This window comes from Candidatus Poriferisocius sp. (genome assembly GCF_965219815.1).
GTDB lineage: Bacteria > Actinomycetota > Acidimicrobiia > Acidimicrobiales > Bin134 > Poriferisocius.
Genome location: NZ_OZ244791.1, coordinates 1,343,229 through 1,362,071, shown reverse-complemented (window position 1 = coordinate 1,362,071; position 18,843 = coordinate 1,343,229). Strand labels below are relative to the sequence as shown.

Sequence of the window (18,843 nt, the reverse complement as noted above, 5' to 3'; positions counted from 1 at the left end):
CGCCAGAGACCTGGGAGGTAAAGCCATGGCCGAACAGTTGAGCGGGCGGTGCATGTGCGGGGCCGTGAGATACGTGATCGACGGGCCGGCCCGGGGGGTGTGGAACTGCCACTGCGACCGGTGTCGGCGCTGGACGGGGCACTTCACCGCCGCCACCAGCTGTCGCCGAGACCATCTTCGCCTGATCGCCGACGAGACGCTGGAGTGGTACCACCCCGAAGAATGGCCCGATGTGGCTTACGGCTTCTGTCGACGGTGCGGAAGCTCGCTGTTCTGGAAGGTAATTGCCCCGCCTCCCGGAGAGTCGGAGCGGAAACTGGACACCATTGAGATCTGGGCCGGATCTCTCGACCCTCCTACCGGGCTGTCCACCGAGCTGGTGATATACGCCGAGGACGCATCCGACTACCACACGCTCACTCCCGGAATCGAGACTCTGGACCGCGACTAGCAAGAAATACTTAAAAATCACCGTTCCGCATTGCGGAACAGGACCGGTTTGCGGGGTATCCTGCGGATATGGCGGTGCAGTCGGTTGAGCGGGCGTTTTTGCTGCTTCGCACGCTGGCCCAAGGGCCATTGGGAGTGACCGATCTAGCCGAGAAGGTGAAACTGCCCAAGAGCACCGTGGCCCGGCTGCTGGCCGCTCTGGAAGCCGAGAACGCCGTAACCCAAATGGAGGCCGGGGGGGCGTACCAGCTGGGCGACGGGCTGATCGACATAACCGGAGCGGCGTCGGGCACCCGCAACCTCATCACCGCAGCCCGGCCCCACTTGCTGGAGTTGACCGACGCGCTGCATGAGGTGGCCGGACTGTCGATCATCGACCACGGTCAGGCCTACTACCTGGACCAGACCCACATCTCCTCCGACATCCAAATCCGAGACTGGACCGGCGAATATTCCCCGCTGCACGCGGTGGCCTCGGGGCTGGTCATGCTGGCCCACCTCCCCGCCGACCAGCAGGAGGAGTGCCTTGGCCAACCCCTTGAGGCCTGCACCCAGTGGACAGTGGTTGACCCCGATGCGATCCGAGATCGCCTCGCCCAAGTGCGCAGCCTGGGATATGCCTGGGTGTACGAGGAGTTCGTGGAAGACCTGAACTCGGTGGCCGCCCCGGTGCTAAGCAAGGACGGCCATCCCCTGGCCGCACTCCACATTCAGGGCCCCGCCTTCCGCTTCCCCGACCCCGATCTGGCCCACGACCACGGCCTGGCCGTCGCCGCCGCCGCCAATCGCCTCGCCTCCCAGCTCACCGCCTGATCAAGCCGAATGCGGCCAACAGGGCGGGCCAGGTATCATGTCTTGTCTAGTCAGATCAATATGACTAGATTAGTCATATGAGTTCGGTGTCGGTATCTGACTTGAAGGCGAACCTGTCCCGCTATCTGCGCGAGGTGCGCCGTGGCGGCGAGATCCAGGTTCTTGATAGAGGTAATCCGGTCGCCCGGCTGGTCCCACCGGCCAATATCGGCGACAGCCATAGAGAGCGGCTGATCAGCGCAGGAGTTTTGCGCCCGGGCCAAGGAGACTCGGCGGCGATCCTGGAAGAGCCGCCTCTAGAGCTGCCAACCAGCATCTCCGAGGCCCTAGATCAAGACCGTGCCGACCGCTTGTGAGGTACTGGGATGCTTCAGCGCTTGTCCCTCTGATCGTCTCGGAATCGGGCACCAACCTGGCCCGATCCTGGTTGGCCGACGACAGCGCCATCGTGACCTGGGCGTGGACGCGTGTAGAGATCGCCAGTGCAATCGAGCGTCGGACTCGGGAGGGAGCGCTGTCGCGTCGGGACCGACGACAGGTTCTCGAGCGGTTGGATTTCATTGCCAATACTTGGGATGAGGTCACCGAGATACTGGCTGTGAGGTCGCGTGCCAGCTTGCTTCTGGCCCGGCATCCCCTGAGGGCCGCTGATGCCGGACAGCTCGGTGCGGCCCTGATGGTCAACGAGCAGCTAGAAGGAGGGTCACTGCCCTTCATGTGCTTGGACCGCCGCCTGTCAGAAGCAGCCGAGCTCGAAGGGCTAGCAATCGCAGACGTGTGAGCCACCCCACAACTGCAAGTGCTGCTGAGCCATGCCAGCCTTAGGCGCGACGGCGCTTGATCTCTTCGGTGATGGCGGGGATTACTTCGTGGAGGTCGGCGATGACTGCCCAGTCGGCCTTAACCACCATGTTGGCTTCGGGGTCGATATTGATGGCCAGGATGCGCTTGCTGGCCTTGGCTCCCACCCAGTGCTGGATGGCGCCGGAAATGCCCGAGGCGATGTAGATCTCGGGGGTGATGCGGGTGCCGGTCTGGCCCACCTGATCGGAGTGGGGCCGCCAGCCGTTGTTGGTCACCGCCCGGCTGCAACCCACCCGGCCGCCCAGCATGGCCGCCAGCTCCTCCAGGGGAGCGAACGCCTCGGGCGATCCCACGCCCCGGCCGCCGCCGATCACCACCGGGGCGGTCGACAGGGTGACCCCGGCTTCCAAAACCACCCGGTCTTTGACCATGGTGCGAGCCAGCGACGGGTCCAGGTCGACTTCCACTGCCTGGGCGACAGGTTCAACCGCCGCCTCAGCCTGCTCGGCAGCCAGCGTGTGCAAGCCACTGGTTAACAGGGGCCGCTCGGAAACTAGCCGGGCGTCCTCCAGTAGCGAGCCGCCCCATTGCTGGCGGGTGATAGCCCACTCCCCTGCCCCTCCGTTAAGGTCTACTTCGAGGCAGTTGGCCACCATGGGCAGATCGAGTCGGGCGGCCACCTGGGCCATGATCTCGTTGCCCCGCTCGCTGCCTCCGGCCAGCACTGCCCCCGGATTCAGTTGTCGAATCATCTCGGCTGCGGCTTCGCCCCAGGCCTCGGGGCCGAAGTCACTCAGCACGTCGTGGACGGCGGTGTACACCGCCTCGGCACCGAAGGCGCCAGCTTCAGACACCAGTTCAGCGTCGTCGGCGCCGATCAGCGCGGCATGCAGCGGCACTCCCATCTGGGCTGCCAGCTTCCGCCCGAAGGTCAGCGCCTCCCGGGCGGCCTCGTCCATGGCGCCCCGGTCGTGCTCCAACACCACGAGCAGCATCACACCACTCCCAGTTCTTCCAACACGTCCACCACGGCCGGAGCTGCCTCGGGGCTGTTCCCCAGGATCACCGTCTCGGTAACCGTCTCCCTCGGCCGGTGCAATCGCACCAGCGACTGCCCGCCGGGTTCGGCCTCGGAGCCCTGCTCGGCGATCTCCAGCTTCTTGGACGCCAGCCGGCCCCGCATGGTGGGGTACCGGGGCAGGTTGATGCCCTCTTTGACCCCGACGGCGGCGGGCATGGGCATCTCGTACACCTCGAAGCCGCCGTCGATCTCCCGTCGGGCCCGAACCACGCCGCCTCCGGCCTCGGTATCCACCTCGATGCCCTTGATGCCGTTGACGATGGGTCGGCCCAGGGCATAGGCCACCCGCACCCCCACCTGAAACCCCCCGGAGTCGGCCGACTCGTTGCCGAACACCAATAGGTCGAAGGGGCCGTCAGCCGCCTCCAAGCCCCGGATGGCGTCGGTGAGCGCAACTGCGGTGCGCTGGGGGTCCCAGGCCGAGCCATCGGTGGCCACCAGCACGCCGTGGTGGGCTCCCACCGATGCCGCGTACCGCAGCTGATCGGCCGCCTCGGCCGGGCCCAGCGTCAGCACGGTTACCTCGCCACCGTGGCGCTCGGTGATCTGCACCGCTTCCTCCACCCCGCACTCCTCGTGGGGGCTGGTGGCGAAGCCCAGATGGGAGGCGTCCACCGCCAGCCCATCGTCTGTCACGTTGATCTTGGCCCCCGGGGCCGGCACCCGCTTGACGCAGCACAGGATCCTCATGGCCAATTCGCTTCCTCAGCCCCTCAAACGGGTGTCTTCGGGGTCGAACACCGCGCCGGTGCTGGCCACCTTCACCGGGAACAGCTCATTCATGTACATAACCTGGAGGTCGGTGCCCGGCTGGGCCAACTCCGCCGGCAGATAGGCCATCAGCAGGTGCTTGTCAACCGATGGTCCCGGCCCGGCGGTGGTCACCCGCGACACCCGCCCGTGGGAGTCGGTGATCCGCTGGCCGTCCTGGGTCAGGATCGGCTCGTTGCCCCCCTGCATGTAGCGCTTGCGCCCCTGGCCGTCGGTCTGATCCTCCACCGTGAGCACGCACATCGACACTTCGGGGTCGCCGGCTTCTCGGGCGGCCAAGTACGGCTCCTTGCCGATGAACGGGGCAGCCTTCACCTTGGGGCGGGCCAGGCCTGCCTCCAGCGGGTTGTACTCGCTCTCCAGCTCGGCCCCCATGAGCCGGTAGCCCTTCTCCAGGCGCCCGGAGGTGCCGTACACCCCGCCGCCGGTGGGGCGCAGCCCGTAGTCGGCGCCCACCGCCATGAGCGCGTCCCACAGCACCGGGCCGTCGTCCCAGGCGGCGTAGATCTCCCAGCCGGTGTCACCCACATAAGAGATGCGGAACAGCGTGGCCGCAATGGTGCGGCCCCCGCAGTTCAGCTCCACGTCCACCAGCGAGCCGTAGGGCGAGCCGGCCTGGCTGAGGTCTTGGCTGGTCAGCGCGCCGATCACGTGGGGGGCGTTGGGACCCCACACCCCGAGGGTGGTGATCTGGTCGGTGATGTTGGCGAAGCTCACCGAGCCGTCGGTGGGCAGGTGGCGACGGGCCCAGAACTCGTCGCGGCCGCCGTCGAACACCCCGGTCACGATGCGCACCCGCTCGTCGCCCATCCGCATCATGGTCAGGTCGGAGTGGAACCCGCCGTCGGGGGTCAGCCACGGCGTGTAAATCGAGCGGCCCACCGGCACGTCAATTTTGTTGACCGCCAGGTAGTCGGCGTAGGCCACCGCGCCCGGACCGGTCAGCTCGAATATCTGGAAAGCGCTGAGGTCGACCATCCCGCAGTTCTCCCGCAGGTTGAGGTGCTCGGCCACGGTGATGGGGCTCCACCACCGGGCGTCCCACTCCACCTCCCGGCCCTCCACCTCGTAGCGGTCCACCAGATCGGCGTTCGACTCGAACCACTGGGGCCGCTCCCAGGTGCGAGCCTGGAAGAACTCGGCGCTCAGCTCCTGCTGGCGGGAGAAATAGGGACTGACCCGCAGGTTGCGGCGGCTCTCCCACTGCTCTTGGGGGTGGACGATGCCGTAGGTCTTGTTGAAATGCTCCGCGGCCCGGTCCCAGATGTGGTCGTCGCCCCGCTCCTCGGGATAGAAGCGGGACACATCCGCGCCGTGGACGTCGATCACCCGGGGATAGCCGAATGTCATCCACTCGGCCACCACTTGGGCCATGCCCGGCCCCTCCTTGACCCAGATGGCCGCGGCCGACCACAGGTTGCGAACCTCGGGAAGCTCCCCCAAACACGGCATGGCGTCGGGGGTGAGCGACAGCAGGCCGTTGATGGCGTACTTGATCTCGGCGTCGCCCAGCATGTCCATGAGGTCGATGGCCTGCTCCATCTGGAGGTCGAAGTCGTCGGGGGTGAACGGCATCTCGGTGGGCGACAGGGCGGCTTCCTCGTTGGAGGGGATGTCGTCGGGGTGGTGGAAGATGGGCCGGTGGGCGTACGAGCCCACCTCCATCGAACCGGCCGACTGGCGCTCGTAGCAGAAGGTGTCCATGTCCCGCACAATGGGGTAGCCGATCTCGTTGTTGGTCTCGGCCAGGATGTCTAGCGGGCCGACGTCGGCCATCTGATGCACGGCGGGAACCAGCGGGATGTAGGCATCGGCCATGTTGGCCACCCGGTTCGACCACACGCCGCTGGCAATCACCACGTACTCGGTCTCGATAGTGCCCTTGTCGGTTACCACCGCCTTGACGGTGCGGTCACCGGGGTTGGGGCCGTCCTCGGTGATGATGTCGAGCACCTCGGTGTTGGCCGCCACATGGCAGCCGCCGTTCACCGCCACGTTGCGCATCTGGGTGCCGGTCTCCAACGAGTCGACCACCGACACCGTGGGGCAGTAGAAGCCCTCCAAGACGATGTCGGTGTTGACGAACGGCACCAGCTCCTTGACCTCGTCGGGGGTGAGCAGGTGGGCCTCGATGCCCCAGGCGACAGCCGAGGTCATGCGACGCTTGAGCTCGTCGACGCGCTCTTGGGTGCGGGCCACCTCAATGCCCCCCGAGTCCACCGAGAGCCCCAGGTCTCGGTACTGGTTGGCGCTCTGCTCCCCCAGCAGACACATCTCCTTGTTGTGGTCCACCGGGAAGATGAAGTTGGAGGCGTGGCCGGTAGAACCGCCGGGGTTGGGCAATGGGCCCTTGTCCAGCAGCACCAGGTCGGTCCAACCCAGCTTGCTCAGGTGTCCGACCAGGCAGTTGCCCACGATTCCCGCGCCGATAACAACACACTTGGCTTTTTCGGGGACCTCAGCCATGTCCTGCCTCCATTGTTTCCGTCGTGTGGCCCTTGCTCGACTTCTCGCCCATCGTCATGCCCAACTCGCTTCCTCAACAGGCCGTGCTGCCTGCAAGTATTGCACTTCTGGTCCGTATTATGGTACAGTTCCGTTATGCGGAACGACTCGGCCAGTCTATCGCGGTGGGAAGAACCGCAACCGACCGGTCCGAATCCCGACGTTCAGGAGCTTATTCGCAGCGCGGTCTTCGAGATCATCCCGCTGAACAGCGCCCCAGAAGCCATCGACGCGCTTCCCCCGAATTCACGGGTTTCGGTGACCGCATCGGCCGCCAAGGGTCAAAACGCCACGCTGGATCTGGCCCAAGAGCTGATCAAGCGGGGGCATCACGCCATCCCCCATTTCTCTGCCCGTTTGATGAGGGACCGTGGCCAAGTAAAGGATCTGGCCGACTGGGCCAAGGACAACGGGGTTACCACCGCCTTCGTGATCGGCGGGGACGCCACCGAGCCGGGTGCCTATCACGATGCCCACAGTTTCATGAAGGACCTGTTCGAGCACGACCACGGCCTCGACACGGTGGGAATTGCCGCCTATCCCGACGGCCACCCCCTCATTGGCGAGGACGAGCGCCGCAGCGCCTTGTTCGCCAAGCAGGAGCTGCTGACCGAGGCCGGCCTGCGCGGGTATTGCAGTACCCAGATGTGCTTCGATCCGGCCAAGATCATCGCCTGGCTCAAGGCCGAGCGGAATGACGGACTGACGCTGCCGGTGCATCTGGGCATTCCCGGCGCAGTGGAGCGCACCAAGCTGCTCACCATCGGCGCCCGCCTCGGCGTGGGCCAGTCGCTTCGCTACCTCCGCAAGAACCGCCGCTCCATGGCCAAGCTGCTGGGCTCATCGGCCCACGATCCCTCCGACCTGCTAGAGGCTCTCAGCAGCCAGCTCGCCCCCCTGGGCATCGACGGCCTGCACATCTTCACCTTCAACCAGGTGGCCACCACCGCCGCCTGGCGCCAAGCCCTCCTCCACAGCTAACCAGCCTGAGCGCCCGGCTCTGCTCGGGTAGAAGTAGGGTTCCAGGAGCATTGAGCTCGGGGAGTCCTGAATGAAGCACTTCACACTGCGAGGGGGAACCGTCGTCGACGGCACCGGAGGACCGGCGCGGCGGGCCGATGTGACGGTGGCCGACGGGCGAATCGCCGAGGTCGGCGACATCCCCCGAAACGGCGGCGACACCGATGTGGATGTGTCGGGGCTGGTGGTGTCGCCGGGGTTTGTGGACATCCACACCCACTTCGACGCCCAGGTGTTCTGGGATCCCGACCTCACCCCGTCGTCGTGGCATGGGGTCACCACCGTGGTGCAGGGGAACTGCGGGTTCGGGATCGCCCCCACCAAACCCGAGGACCGCGACTTGGTTATGGAAACCCTGGAGCTGGTGGAGGGGATGCGGGTCGACACCCTGCGGGAGGGCATCGACTGGTGCTTCGAGACGTTCCCCGAGTATCTGGACGCCGTGCGAGCACTGCCCAAGCGGATCAACCTGGGGGCATTCGTGCCCCACTCCATGGTGCGGCTCTACGTGATGGGTCCCGACGCCGCCTTTTCCCGGACCGCCACCGACGCCGAACTGGCCGAGATCCGCCGACTCACCCGGGAAGCGATGGACGCCGGGGCGGTGGGCATTTCCACCTCCCAGGCGCCGTCGCACCAAGGACCCCAGGGACGGCCAGTGCCCAGCCGATTCGCCGATATCCGGGAGGTGGCCGCCCTGGTGGAGACGCTTGCCGAGGTCGGCCGGGGCATCATCGAGATCACCTACGGGCCGCTGATGGAGATCGAGGAAGTGGCCCAATTGTCGCGAGACCATGGCGTGCCCATCACCTGGGGCGCGGTGCTCCCCGGCCTGTTCGGCCCGCCCGGATCAGCCATGGACATGCTGGAGCGGGGCACCTCGGTGGGCGGCCAGCTGTGGCCCCAGACCAGCACCCGGTTCATCACTACCCAGATGAGCCTGGAGAACCCCTACCAGTGGAGCCGGGTGCCCGCGTTCTCCGAGGTGCTGGGCCGGGGCACAGACGCCATGGCCGCGGCCTACGCCGACCCCGCCTGGCGAGAGCGGGCCTTGGCGCAGATGGAGTCCATCGCCGACCAGACCGACTTTCTCGACGGCGACATCCAGGGCTACTTCCGACGCACTTCGGTGGAGGAAACCGGCTGCCATTTCGACCTGCGGGGTGTTCCGCTGGCCGATGTGGCCGCGGCCCGGGGCGGCCACCCGCTGGAGGTGATGCTGGACTTGGCCTTGGAGGATGGCCTTGCCACCCGATTCCGCAACCTGCCCCGCACCGACAAGGCCGAGCTGACCGAGTTGGTCACCGACCCCCGCACCGTTCTCGGCGCCCACGATGCCGGGGCCCACGTCGACATGCTGTGCGACTCCTGCTACCCGAGCTACACCCTCCGCTACTGGGTGCGAGAGGAGCAGGCCATGACCCTGGAGCAGGCGGTATGGCGGATGAGCGGCCAGCCCGCCGCCCTGTGGGGGCTGGCCGACCGAGGCACGATCGAAGAGGGCAAAGCCGCCGACCTCGTGGCCTTCGACCTCGACACCGTGGGCGAGACCCACCCCGAGAGAGCCTGGGACTTCCCCGCCGACGGCGACCGCCTCATCGCCCGCAGCCAAGGCATCGAGCACATCTGGGTCAACGGCACCCCCACCCGCCAGAACGGCACCGACCTCGAAGGCGCCACGCCGGGAATGGTGATCGACTCCTGCTAGGGAGCGGCGTTCCCCTCCCCTCCAGTCGCTCCAAAATCCCAAAACCGAAGAGGCTGGTGAGGTCTGCTGGCGTGGGGGAATTTCGTTGGCGCGCTGGTTGCCGGGGATGCGACGTTGGTCAGATGGACAGGTGGTACACGTCCGATCACCATTTCGGGCATTCCAACATCATCAGGTACTGCGGTCGTCCGTTTGTCGATGCCGACGCAATGGACAAAGAGATGGTCGCCCGCTGGAACGACGTGGTGGCCGACGAAGACGAAGTGTGGATCCTCGGTGATCTGGTGATGGGCAAGAAGGATCAGGGGCTAGCCGGCCATGTCGCGCGCCTCAGGGGGCGCAAAATCCTGGTGCCCGGTAACCACGACCGGTGCTGGCAGGGCCACAAAGACCACCGCTGGGAGCGGGCCGACTACTACCGCATCGGCGGGATAGAGAAGATCATCGACAACCCCGAGCCCCACATAATCGCCGGGCAGGCAGCGCGCCTCAGCCACTTCCCGTACAAGCTCGACGCCCGCCACGACATGAAATACACCCAGTGGCGCCCCCAAGACGACGGAGGCTGGCTGCTACACGGACACATCCACGAGAAATGGCGCCAACAACACCGCCAGATCAACGTCGGTGTCGACGCCTGGAACTTCGCCCCCGTCTCGGAGCAAGCCATCGCCGACCTCATCAAGAGAGGCCCCTCGAACACCCCCATCGCCAACCAAACGTGAGCCGACCTCGAACCACCCCGCTAAGCCGACGATGTAAGAGCCCCCGCCTGGCCAGTCAGGGGCTTGGCGGAGACGGGACTGTCCAGAGAACAAATGGACGCTGATACGCTGAGTTGGCAACCGGTCAAGGGTCAACTAGTATGAGATACATGGAAATTGGGTGAAAGGAAGGCAAGTATATGGCGGATGCACAAACACCGGAGCGCCAGCGCAGGCCCAAGGAGGAGACCGCTCGGCTCGGGAGAGAGATCTACGACCGGGACATCAAGGCGCAGGTGGAACCGGACCACAACGGCGAGTACGTGGCTATCGACGTCGAGACCGGCAACTGGATTCTGACCGAAGACCTTCTGTTCGCAGGGAGGCGCCTCCGCGAGCAGTATCCCGACGTCGTAGACGCATATCTGCATCGGGTTGGGCATAGGGTGGTACGCCACTTTGGGGGGCGACCTTGGCGGGGGACGGAGTGATAGAAGGCGTGGTGAACTCCTCCTATGAGGCCGTCATCCCCCTCTCCCTACAAGGTCCGGTGGGGATGCCACAGGAGCTTGAAGCCGTGGTCGACACGGGCTTCAACGGATACCTCTCAGTGCCGTCTTCGCTCGTGGCGGAGTTGGGATTGGTCTTCAGCATCACCAACTGGGCGGTTTTGGCAGACGGCAGCGAAGTGTCATTCAACACCTACGAGGCCACGGTGCAGTGGGAAGGCCAACCGCGGAGTGTCATGGTCGACGAAGCGGACACCACCCCGCTCGTGGGCATGCTGCTGATGGACGGGCATGAATTGAGCATCCAGGTTTACGACGGGGGCGGCGTGCGTATAGAGGCCGCCGCGTAAACGTACAGCCGCCTAGTGGGCTCGGCTGTTTGGTTGAGCATTCCACCCTCGGCCCATGATCCGTTGTCCTACAGTCGGATCCTCATCAGATGGTCGTTGAAGGCAGTTCATCCGGCTGGCGGCTGGCAGAGGGTGGCACGTAGTTGTCGTCGCTGTCTCAACCCACGCGCAGTTAGTTATTGGAAATCGGAGGCTCGTCTAGCGGCTTCGGAGGGCCATAGCCGCTCCGTTTGAATCCCAGGCTCTGCTCGTCTTCGTATCTATCAGTAGCCCACTTCAAGCTTTTGCATATGTGAAGGTCATCAGCCAACAGGTCTTGCCCACTCACAATGGCATCCACGGTCTGCTCATCTTCTGGACCGTTGGCGGGGCGATCTCTCGTCTCCTCAAACAGCTCGTAGGCCTGCTCTCTTGGCAATGGATACGACAACCGCTTCACGCTCCAACCCTAACTGGCAGGCCCTACCGAATTGTGAATGCGATACCTGCGGAGCCGCCCGTCGGCGACAGGCGAGCACGGCCCACGCCGATGCCAGTTCCCAAGTGTGGTGAGCGAGCCATCGAGCCGACTATGGCAGCGTCCTAACGCCGCCGCCCGGGGCCACTGCTGTGTAGGTCGGTCGAGCGTGTCTAGTCCGTTCTATGGGGGGTGCCCTGGGATTAGCATTGCCATGCGCTGAAGATGCTGGAGGAGGGCGCCTTGCCAAGACTGAACTTCAAAGGAAGGGTGTTCGTCGAAAACCACCATCTGGCGGTGCCTTTCCACGAGCTGCTGCCGGTGCGAGACAAGGGGCTAAGCGAACAGGCGAGCCTGCACGACAACCTGATCGTGCACGGCGACAACCTCGCGGCTCTGAAGTCCCTGCTGCCGACCTACCACGGCAAGGTGAAGTGCATCTATATCGACCCGCCGTATAACACGGGAAAGGAAGGTTGGGCGTACAACGACAAGGTTAATTCGCCCCTTATGCAGGACTGGCTGGGGCGCGTGGTGGACCGCGACGACCTGACCCGCCACGACAAATGGTGCTGCATGATGTTGCCCCGACTCAAGCTTCTGCGCGAGCTGCTCCGGGAGGATGGCGTGATCTTCGTGTCGATCGATGACAACGAGGTGCATCACCTGAGCTGTCTGATGGATGAGGTGTTCGGAGAGAACAACCGTGTGGGGCAGATCATCTGGCATGGCTCTACCGACAACAACCCGACGAACATCGCCACCGAGCACGAGTACATCGTTTGCTACGCCGCCAACAAGCCGGAGCTAGAGGAAGTGTGGAAGTCGGCGAGCTTTGGGCCAAAGGAAGTGCTTCAGCGCATCGGTGCCGAGCTTCTCGAATCTCATCCGGAACCGGAGGAGCGACAGCAGGAGTACTCACGGTGGCTAAGGGAACACAAGGCGCAGGTTCGGCCCCTTGATCGCTACAAGTTCATCGACGAGGGCGGCGTCTTCACTGGCAGCCAAAGCGTTCACAACCCGGGCCGCGAAGGCTACAGGTATGACGTGATCCATCCTAAGACCGGCAAGCCCTGCAAGGAACCCCTGATGGGCTACCGCTTTCCGCTTTCCACAATGAACGAAATGTTGGCGGAAGATCGCGTGATTTTTGGAGCCGACGAAACGAAGATCATCGAAATCAAGGCATACGTCGACGACTACGAGGCCAAGCTAGGAAGCGTCATCCAGGGGATCGACTCGCGTCGAGGAGCAAACGAGATGCGAGGGATTTTCCCGGAAGTGCTCCAAGTCTTCAAGAACCCCAAACCCTCAACGCTGATCGCTGAATTGCTTTCCTTCGCTACGGATCCGGATTCCATCGTTCTGGACTCCTTCGCTGGCTCTGGCACCACAGCCCAAGCAGTACTAGCTGTAATGCCCATGGACCTTGTTGACGGTTCGGGTCCTTTGATGGGTTGAGCCTCCGTGGCAGTGTGGGTCTGTTGTGATCCCGGACTGCGAACGGAGGCTCAGTGAACGACAGTAGTGCAGCGACGGCTCGGAGGGGTGCGCCGCGTCCGCGGTTGTCGCCGCATTCGAGGCTGGTGATGGTCGAGCGGGTGGCCGCCGGCCAGTCGATGACGGCGGTGGCGGCCCAGATGGGCTGTTCGCGCCAGACGGTGGACAAGTGGGTGCGCCGGTACGAGGCCGAGGGGCCAGCCGGTTTGGCGGACCGCTCCAGCCGGCCCCGCTCGTCTCCGGCGAAGACCCCTGATCGAATCGAGCAGAAGATCTGCCGGCTGCGGCGCAACAAGCGGCTGGGGCCGCAGCGTCTGGCCGCCCGGGTGGGGGTGCCTGCTTCGACGGTGCACCGGGTGCTGTGCCGCCACGGCCTGAACCGCCTCGGCTGGATCGACCGTCCGACCGGCCAGCGGGTGCGCCGCTACGAGAAGGCCCACCCCGGCGAGTTGGTCCACATCGACGTGAAGAAGGTCGCCAAGGTGCCCCCGGGCGGCGGGTGGCGGGTCCACGGCAGGGGCTCCCCCAAGGCCAAGCGCAAACGCCGCCTCGGGTACACGTACCTGCACGTCGCCGTCGACGACCACAGCCGCGTCGCCTACGTCGAGGCGCACGACAACGAGCGCGGCGACACCGCCGCAGCGTTCTGGCGCAACGCCCGCTGCTGGTTCAACAAGCTCAACGTCGGCATCGACGCGGTCATGACCGACAACGGCCGCAACTTCACCTCCAAGGCCTTCGCCGACGCGCTCGCCCAAAACCGCACCGAACACCGGCGCACCCGACCCTACCGGCCCCAGACCAACGGCAAAGTCGAGCGGTTCAACCGGACCCTCGCAGACGAGTTCCTCTACAACTACAAATTCAGATCAGAGTCCGACCGCCGACGCCGACTCCAGACCTGGGTCCACAACTACAATCTCCACAGGCACCACACCGCCATCAACGGCACACCAGCCAGCCGCGTCAACAACCTCTATGAACATTACAACTAGCCCAGAACCGCCAAGACGGCGGTACCCGTCGCTTCATCCTCATCGAATTTGAGGATTACGCCGACAGCATCACCGCCGAGCGAGTCCGCCGAGTCATCGAAGGGGTCCCAGATGTGAATGACGAAGTTCTAAGGGCCGGGCTCGGTGGCGCCTTCAGCTTTTTCGAACTCGGGCGCCCCATGCGCCAGGAGTCGCTCCTTGACGGCTCTCACCTACCGTCGTGGGAAAAACTCGCGTCGTACATTTTCTTCACCGCGACTGGACAGGAATTCGACCCGGTCGAAACCAAACGGGAGACCGGGTTCGTTGGACGCACCGAATCCCACGACGTATTCCTCATCTACGAACCGGACGTCGAGCAGCTCAAGAGTCTGGCCCTATCGCTGCCGGTGGCCCGGACCCTTCCAGCAGGATCTCGGCGCAAGCTCGTCTTTGCTCCAACCAAGTACCTCGACCGCGAGTTTCTTCACCAATACCGAATCGACTTCCAGCAGCTCCCCTTCCAGATCTACGAAGCCATTGAGAGGCTAGAAATTTGATTCTGAAGGAATACCAGCAGCGGGCACTGGCGACAGTCCGCTCTTTTCTTGAAGAACTCGCGGCGTGGCGGGAGAAGGAAGCAGAAGCCCGAGGACTGGATCCCGACTTCGAGTTCGACTGGGTGCAGCGGGCCTGGTCCAAGACCATAACTGGGCGAACTTACCGTCCCCGCCGCAACGGTCTTAACGAACAACTGCCCGCCTTCTGCCTCAAGATCCCAACGGGGGGCGGCAAGACGTTGCTTGCGACGCGGGTCATCGGTCTTGTCAACGCGCTCTTTCGGGGGAATCGGCGCGGCTTGGTGCTGTGGATCGTGCCAACGACGCAGATCTACAACCAGACGCTTAAGGCGCTCAAAGACCTCGACCACCCCTACCGCCAGCAACTCGATCTGTCGTCGGGCCAACGCACGCTCATCTTCGAGAAAACCACAGCCTTCGGGCCCCGCGATGTCGCCGAGAACCTATGTGTCCTCTTGCTCATGCTGCCGTCGGCCAACCGGCAAACAAAGGACACGCTGCGAATGTTCCGAGACAGCGGAGGCTTCGACCAGTTCTTTCCGGCTGACGACGACCCAGTCGCGCATACCAAGCTCCTTGACGACTTTCCCAATCTTGACACTTTCGAGCAGGCGGCCGGTTTGTGGGGCCGGTACGTCAAGAGTTCCCTCGGGAACACTGTGCGGGTCCTGCGCCCGCTGATCATTCTCGACGAAGGGCACAAGGCGTACAGCGCCAGTGCTAAAGCGACTCTGGAAGGTTTCAACCCCTGCATGATCGTCGAACTGTCGGCCACGCCAGCCAGAGGCGCCAACGTGCTCGTGGAGGTCCTTGGCCGAGACCTCAACGCGGAAGAGATGATCAAGCTGGACTTGCACATCCGCAATAAGGCGAGCGGCGACTGGCGCGACACGCTGTTGGATTCAGTGGAGCATCGTAGGCAGCTCGAGGCCGAGGCACGGCGCCATGAGGCCGATTCCGGAACCTATATCCGGCCTATCTGCGTCATCCAGGTGGAGCGAACTGGAAAGGAGCAGCGCAAGCCGGGATATGTACATACAGATGATGTGCGCGAATACCTGCTTCAACACCCGGGCATCGCCCCGGAGCACATCGCCATAAAGACGAGTTCGACGGACGAACTCAAGGAGGTTGACGACGTCGGTGGCTTGATGTCACGCGACTGCCCAATCCGCTTCATCATCACCAAACAAGCTCTACAGGAGGGCTGGGACTGCCCCTTCGCCTATGTACTAACCATCCTTGCCAACCCAACCTCGAAGACCGGGCTAACGCAACTTGTGGGGAGGATCTTGCGTCAGCCCTACGCGTGCAAGACGGGAGTAGCTCACCTCGACGAGAGCTACGTGTTCTGCTACAGCCGGCGTGGAGCAGACGTACTCAAAGAGGTACGAAAGGGATTCGGCCTAGAGGGCCTTCAGGGCCTCGAAGGCAAAGTCCTCGAAGACAAGGAAAAAGGCCCTGAAGACAGCCACGAACCTACCGAGAGCACGATTACGACACGGCAGCGGGCGGAGTATCGAAAGTCGGCGCGCCAGCTAGTGCTGCCAGCGTTCATGATCAAGGACGCCGACGGTTGGCGCTTGGTCCACTATGAGGCGGACATCCTGTCACGATTGCCGTGGGACGAAATCGACCTCTCGCCGCTGGAGGCTCTGACGCTGAATGAGAGGCGAACAGACGATCACTACTTGCGAGCGAACCTCAGCGGGGAGTCGAAAGTTCCGAAGCCGGAGGCCGGCCAGAGTGCCCACCCAGGACAAAACGGATCCTCCGAGACTGCCGACTCCGTCAGGGGTGGCGATCCGGTAGACTTCTTCTTCGCGGCTAGTCACCTCTTGGATATGGTTCCCAACCCATGGCGAGGACGCGAACTGGCCATCCGTGCATTTGAGAGCTTGCTCAAGCGTTATCCCACCCCACAGATTGCTGCGAACTACACCTTCGTGCTCGAAGAATTGCGCCGACAAGTCGAGATGGAGCGTGACCGCCTGTCACGCGAGGTCTTCGAAGGGTTGCTGGCGTCGGGACAAATGAGATTCCTAGTCGTCGGCGATGGCCTCAGCTTCAATCGCCTTCCCAGTGAAATAGAGGCGCCGAGGGCAAAACAAGCGAACCGCGACGACGGCGCCTCCTACCAACACAACCTTTTCGACGTAACCACGGAGGACGATCTCAACGACTACGAAAACCAAGTCGCGACCTACCTAGATGCCCAGGCGAGGCTGTTCTTCTGGTACCGCAACCGTGCCCGCAAGGACTATTACGTACAGGGCTGGAAGCCACGCCGGATCTACGCCGATTTCATTGTGACACTGCGAGATGACGAGTCCGGGGCAGACAACGACTTCCACCAGGTCTTTGTGGTCGAGACCAAGGGAGGCCATCTGAAGGAGGCAGAGGACACGGAGTACAAGCGATCTGTCTTCGACATATGCAGCGACCATGCCCGCAAGGCCGACTGGGCCGAGTTCGTACCCACCATGCAGAACAAGGTGATGCGCTTCGAGGTCGTCGACCAAGACGAGTGGCAGGCGCGCCTAAACGAAATGCTATTCGCAGGAGACGAACTTTGAATAACGCATGCCCAGCCCCACACCGGCGTCCTCAATGGCAAAGGGAGCCACCACTTGCGGGGGATCCAGGCCGCGTCTAATGCTCTTCTCTATCCGACACGGGAATACGGATACGCATTCTTGATATATTGATTAAGAAACCGCCCTTTGGACTGCGACTTCATAAATTCTCCGTGCACAGATTGCGACACTCCGTAATATTGATAAACCCATCCGCTCAAAAACTCAACTTCAAGCGTCTCCGTAGGAACGTCATAACCTATCGCCTTTATGTTTGACGACGAAACCTGTTGTCTGTTCATTTAGCCGTTTCTTCCTCTTCCATGAGATCGTCCTTGACCGGAACCCTATCAATATTCGGAGACTCAACAATCGCGAGCGGGCTCTGCGAACGCCAAGACGCCACAACTCTATCGTACCCTTCCGGCAATTTTGCCCTGCCCCAATTACCACTTACATTCGGGTCTTCGCTCCGCGGCCGATGCTCTTCCGAAGGCAAAGCAACTCGACAGCGCATTGGCAATTTTGCGGCCTCGCCGGTAACGATAGCTTCCCCGGTTCGCAGTATCGGTAGCACATCGAGAAGCCCTGCGAGTCCGTCTGGCAGCGTACCTCGGACACGCATGCGGTCTGACGGACTCGACAGTCTCAACGCAAAGTAGGTTCCACACTGGGAAAGGACAGTTTCGTTTACTTCTGATGGGCGCTGACTAACTACCATTGCACCGACTCCATACTTCCTGCCTTCTTTCACTATTCTCTGAACCATCGCGGATGCCGTTCCGCCCAATTCATCGGACAAGTACCGATGAGCTTCTTCCATCACGATCAGCAGCGGGCGGTTGACACCCCCCTCTGATTTTTCCCGACTCCAAAAGAGGGCATCGTAGACGATTTTCAATATTGAACCTACTAGCTGTTCCAATACGCCGCTAGGTACACCAGATAGATCGAGGACAGTTATAGGTCTATCACCACCAAGCCAACTGGCCAAGAGAGCATCTAGGTCCTTCTCCGATCTTCCATCAAGCGCGGGCTTCCACGGACCAGGGTGTAAGAGAAATTCAAAACGGCGATCCAGCAACCTCGAACGGAGTAGATTTAATTGACGTTGAATTCCCACGGCATTTTGATTAATAAATGGACCTGCCGAACCCAAACCATGACGCTTGTAAGTAGGTCGAATAAGAGCATCTGGGTCACCTCGATCCAAAAGGGCGGGCTGATCTCGGTCGGGACCCTCAAAAGTCGCAATCTCAAAATTAATGAGATCATACCAAAGCTTCGCGAGGCTGAAAGGCAACGGAGTGTCCACCGTTATGGAGCTTGAATCAATTCCAGGAAATTCAAGCAACTCGTGAGACGCGGCCTTTAGTTCGTAAATCTTGTCTGTAAACGCCGTCTCACTGTTGCCTTCCAATTGGCCCGCCAGAAATTCTAGGAGCGTGTCGCTATCAAGTGCCCAGTAGGGTATGTATAACCGTTCTTCCTCTTGCTGAGGCTCTACACTGAATACCTTTGCTACATCGCTTAGAGGCACCGAGTATTCACCATGAACATCTAACAATAGAATCCGGGCATTCGGATAACTATCTGACGGGTCTTTTGATGTTGTTATGGCCCTCAAAAGGCTTGCTATAGTTGTGGATTTTCCAGAACCTGTAGAACCCAACACTGCACAGTGACGAGTGACCAATTCATTCAGAGAAATTCTTGCTGAAATGCTCTCGGCACTGGCGAGACTTCCAATAACGACATGTCCATGCTCTCTAATGTCATAGAGTCTGCGTATATCTTCTTCAACTGCTATATGGACTGGATCTTCAATATTTGGGTACTGTCCGACTCCTCGCTCAAAGGAACCGCCTACAACTTCTCCTACTAGTTCAACTTTCATCCAGCGACCGGTGTCACCGTTCAAGTCTAAGTCGTCGGGCACGGCACTGGCTCCGATTTCTGACACTACTCCATATAGGTCTTGATAGCCCTGTGGCACCCTTACAAAGCTGCCAACCTGACCTATCCTGTATGTTTGCCCTT

The 18,843-nt window shown here is 62.3% G+C and carries 18 protein-coding genes; 13 read left to right on the top strand and 5 right to left on the bottom strand.

The genetic code is table 11. The annotated features are described in order from the left end of the window. Positions 1–25 precede the first annotated feature (25 nt). The 4 genes from ACOQPI_RS06445 (at position 26) to ACOQPI_RS06430 (ending at position 2,044) form a co-directional block, all read left to right on the top strand. Positions 26–451: a GFA family protein gene (locus tag ACOQPI_RS06445; protein ID WP_420618863.1), complete on the top strand. Its 426-nt coding sequence runs from the start codon at positions 26–28 to the stop codon at positions 449–451. 68 nt (positions 452–519) lie between these two features. Next, positions 520–1,263, top strand: coding sequence for an IclR family transcriptional regulator (locus tag ACOQPI_RS06440; protein ID WP_420618862.1), 744 nt, complete (start codon positions 520–522; stop codon positions 1,261–1,263). Positions 1,264–1,340: 77 nt separating this feature from the next. Further along, positions 1,341–1,619, top strand: a complete 279-nt coding sequence (locus ACOQPI_RS06435; RefSeq protein WP_420618861.1) for a type II toxin-antitoxin system Phd/YefM family antitoxin — start codon at positions 1,341–1,343, stop codon at positions 1,617–1,619. Continuing rightward, complete coding sequence (locus tag ACOQPI_RS06430) at positions 1,616–2,044, top strand: type II toxin-antitoxin system VapC family toxin (RefSeq protein ID WP_420618860.1); 429 nt, start codon at positions 1,616–1,618, stop codon at positions 2,042–2,044. The genes ACOQPI_RS06435 and ACOQPI_RS06430 overlap by 4 nt, the downstream gene beginning before the upstream one ends. Positions 2,045–2,084: 40 nt before the next feature. Here ACOQPI_RS06430 and ACOQPI_RS06425 read toward each other — a convergent pair whose 3' ends face one another. From ACOQPI_RS06425 to ACOQPI_RS06415, 3 genes are read right to left on the bottom strand one after another with little or no spacing between them, the layout of a single operon-like run. Further along, on the bottom strand, positions 2,085–3,062 hold the full coding sequence (locus tag ACOQPI_RS06425; RefSeq protein WP_420618859.1) for an electron transfer flavoprotein subunit alpha/FixB family protein: 978 nt from the start codon (positions 3,060–3,062) through the stop codon (positions 2,085–2,087). Then, a complete protein-coding gene (locus ACOQPI_RS06420) occupies positions 3,062–3,838 on the bottom strand; it encodes an electron transfer flavoprotein subunit beta/FixA family protein (RefSeq protein WP_420620997.1) in 777 nt (258 codons plus the stop codon). Before ACOQPI_RS06420 ends, ACOQPI_RS06425 begins: the two co-directional genes overlap by 1 nt. Positions 3,839–3,853: 15 nt before the next feature. Then, complete coding sequence (locus ACOQPI_RS06415) at positions 3,854–6,385, bottom strand: GcvT family protein (RefSeq protein WP_420618858.1); 2,532 nt, start codon at positions 6,383–6,385, stop codon at positions 3,854–3,856. Positions 6,386–6,520: 135 nt separating this feature from the next. Between ACOQPI_RS06415 and ACOQPI_RS06410 the strand changes: the two genes are divergently transcribed. The 9 genes from ACOQPI_RS06410 (at position 6,521) to ACOQPI_RS06370 (ending at position 16,803) form a co-directional block, all read left to right on the top strand. Further along, entirely contained in the window at positions 6,521–7,405 is an 885-nt protein-coding gene (locus tag ACOQPI_RS06410) for a methylenetetrahydrofolate reductase (protein WP_420618857.1), read from the top strand. Positions 7,406–7,475: 70 nt separating this feature from the next. Beyond that, positions 7,476–9,152 carry an N-acyl-D-amino-acid deacylase family protein gene (locus ACOQPI_RS06405; RefSeq protein ID WP_420618856.1) on the top strand — a complete coding sequence of 559 codons (1,677 nt, stop codon included), beginning with the start codon at positions 7,476–7,478 and terminating at the stop codon, positions 9,150–9,152. A 122-nt stretch (positions 9,153–9,274) separates the two neighbouring features. Beyond that, positions 9,275–9,877 carry a metallophosphoesterase gene (locus tag ACOQPI_RS06400; protein WP_420618855.1) on the top strand — a complete coding sequence of 201 codons (603 nt, stop codon included), beginning with the start codon at positions 9,275–9,277 and terminating at the stop codon, positions 9,875–9,877. 179 nt (positions 9,878–10,056) lie between these two features. After that, positions 10,057–10,347 carry a hypothetical protein gene (locus ACOQPI_RS06395; RefSeq protein WP_420618854.1) on the top strand — a complete coding sequence of 97 codons (291 nt, stop codon included), beginning with the start codon at positions 10,057–10,059 and terminating at the stop codon, positions 10,345–10,347. Then, entirely contained in the window at positions 10,329–10,715 is a 387-nt protein-coding gene (locus ACOQPI_RS06390) for a clan AA aspartic protease (RefSeq protein WP_420618853.1), read from the top strand. The genes ACOQPI_RS06395 and ACOQPI_RS06390 overlap by 19 nt, the downstream gene beginning before the upstream one ends. A 682-nt stretch (positions 10,716–11,397) precedes the next feature. Continuing rightward, on the top strand, positions 11,398–12,633 hold the full coding sequence (locus ACOQPI_RS06385) for a site-specific DNA-methyltransferase (protein WP_420618852.1): 1,236 nt from the start codon (positions 11,398–11,400) through the stop codon (positions 12,631–12,633). A 53-nt stretch (positions 12,634–12,686) separates the two neighbouring features. Beyond that, the gene (locus tag ACOQPI_RS06380; RefSeq protein WP_420618557.1) at positions 12,687–13,667 is read left to right on the top strand and encodes an IS481 family transposase; all 981 of its coding nucleotides are present in this window, start codon (positions 12,687–12,689) and stop codon (positions 13,665–13,667) included. Positions 13,668–13,780: 113 nt separating this feature from the next. Further along, a complete protein-coding gene (locus ACOQPI_RS06375) occupies positions 13,781–14,206 on the top strand; it encodes a hypothetical protein (protein ID WP_420618851.1) in 426 nt (141 codons plus the stop codon). Beyond that, the gene (locus ACOQPI_RS06370) at positions 14,203–16,803 is read left to right on the top strand and encodes a DEAD/DEAH box helicase (protein WP_420618850.1); all 2,601 of its coding nucleotides are present in this window, start codon (positions 14,203–14,205) and stop codon (positions 16,801–16,803) included. The genes ACOQPI_RS06375 and ACOQPI_RS06370 overlap by 4 nt, the downstream gene beginning before the upstream one ends. Before the next feature lie 89 nt (positions 16,804–16,892). On the opposite strand, the gene ACOQPI_RS06365 is transcribed toward ACOQPI_RS06370, so the two are convergent. After that, entirely contained in the window at positions 16,893–17,105 is a 213-nt protein-coding gene (locus ACOQPI_RS06365; protein WP_420618849.1) for a KTSC domain-containing protein, read from the bottom strand. After that, on the bottom strand, positions 17,102–18,742 hold the full coding sequence (locus ACOQPI_RS06360; protein ID WP_420618848.1) for an ATP-binding protein: 1,641 nt from the start codon (positions 18,740–18,742) through the stop codon (positions 17,102–17,104). Before ACOQPI_RS06360 ends, ACOQPI_RS06365 begins: the two co-directional genes overlap by 4 nt. Between the last annotated feature and the right edge of the window lie 101 nt (positions 18,743–18,843).